Annotated in this window: 2 protein-coding genes; both read left to right on the top strand. The window is 66.4% G+C overall.

Translation table 11 applies throughout. From position 1 onward, the window contains the following. Positions 1-386: 386 nt before the first annotated feature. Positions 387-1,379, top strand: coding sequence for an ATP-binding cassette domain-containing protein (locus ABZ348_RS34650; RefSeq protein ID WP_358939992.1), 993 nt, complete (start codon positions 387-389; stop codon positions 1,377-1,379). Next, a partial coding sequence (locus ABZ348_RS34645; protein WP_358939990.1) for an ABC transporter permease occupies positions 1,376-1,755 on the top strand: 380 nt, incomplete at its 3' end. The genes ABZ348_RS34650 and ABZ348_RS34645, both read left to right, overlap by 4 nt.

Raw genomic sequence — 1,755 nt, 5'->3', positions numbered from 1 at the left:
TCCACTCCCTCGCCGACTACCTCGCCAAGGTCAGGCCCGACCACCACACAACCAAGCAGGTCTAACACTGGGGATTTCAGGCGCATCACACTAGTGCTGTGACCGGAAAGGCTTGCCATGGGCCCGCGGCGTTCGGTGCGGTGCATCGCAAGCCGGAGGCCCACGGCTCGTACTGGACGTACTTGCGTGGTCCGACAACGCGGCGAGGTGCCGTGCCGGGCGTCGTGGACCGGTGAACGTCTCCGGTCACAGCCCTAGACCCCGCACCGGGCGCGGCATGGTCCCGCCGCGCCCGGGCCCGGCCCCAGACGAGACGGGCCACTTTCAACCCACCACCCCCAGTCGCTTCTGCCTTCCCATGGGAGAGCTCCATGCCTTCATCTGTCATGCCCACATCCAAAAATGGCGGTCACGCGTCGCCGGTCGCCATCTCCGCGTCGGGGTTGCGCAAGTCGTACGGTGACAAGACCGTGCTCGACGGGATCGATCTGTGGATTCCGGCTGGGTCCGTGTTCGCGCTGCTGGGGCCGAACGGTGCCGGAAAGACCACGGCAGTGAAGATCCTCTCCACTCTCATCGGTGCCGATGGTGGCCAGGCGCAGGTCGCGGGCCACGACATCGCTGTGGCAGCGTCGTCGGTGCGTGCCGCGATCGGGGTCACGGATCAGTTCTCCGCGGTCGATGGACTGATCACCGGTGAGGAGAACATGCTCCTCATGGCCGACCTGCACCACCTGCCCCGCCGCGAGGGTCGACGGATCACCGCCGAACTCCTGGAGCGGTTCGACCTGGTCGACGCCGCGAAGAAGCCGGCCTCCACCTACTCCGGCGGCATGAAGCGCCGCCTGGACATCGCCATGACCCTCGTCGGCGACCCCCGGATCATCTTCCTCGACGAGCCGACCACCGGACTCGACCCCCGCTCCCGCCACAACATGTGGAACATCATCCGCGGACTGGTCTCCGGCGGCGTCACCGTCTTCCTCACCACGCAGTACCTGGAGGAGGCCGACCAACTCGCCGACCGCATCGCCGTCCTGAACGACGGCAAGATCGCTGCGGAAGGCACCGCCGAGGAACTCAAGTGCATCGTCCCCGGCGGACACATCCGCCTCCGCTTCACCAACCCGGCCGCCTACCGCGCCGCCGCCTCCGCACTGACCGAAGCCGCCCCTGACGACGAAGCACTCGCCCTCAACATCCCCAGCGACGGCACCCAACGCGAACTGCGCTCCATCCTCGACCACCTCGACGCCCTCAGCATCGAAGCCGACGAACTCACCGTCCACACCCCCGACCTCGACGACGTCTTCTTCGCCCTCACCGACAAGACCAACATCCCCAACCCGTCCCGCCACGCCAAGGAGAACGTCCGATGAGCAGCGTCACCCTCGCCATCCGCGACTCAAGTACGATGCTGCGCCGCAATCTCCTCCACGCGCGGCGCTACCCCTCCGGAACCCTCAACCTCCTCCTCGCCCCGATCATGCTGCTCCTCCTCTTCGTCTACATCTTCGGCGATGTGATGAGCGCCGGCATCACAGGCGGAGGCGCCGACCGCTCCGAGTACATCGCCTACCTCGTCCCCGGCATCCTGCTGATGACCATCGGCTCCACCGTGATCGGGGCCGCGGTCTACATCGCCATGGACATGAGCGAAGGCCTCATCGCCCGCTTCCGCACCATGAACATCCACCGCAGCTCCATGATCATCGGCCATGTCATCGGCAGCGTGCTCCAATGCCTCGCCAGCGT

It is taken from the genome of Streptomyces sp. NPDC005963, assembly GCF_040638655.1.
In the GTDB taxonomy this organism is placed as follows: domain Bacteria; phylum Actinomycetota; class Actinomycetes; order Streptomycetales; family Streptomycetaceae; genus Streptomyces.
Note: the sequence above shows the minus strand (reverse complement) of the source record. Positions and strands in the feature narration are given on the sequence as shown.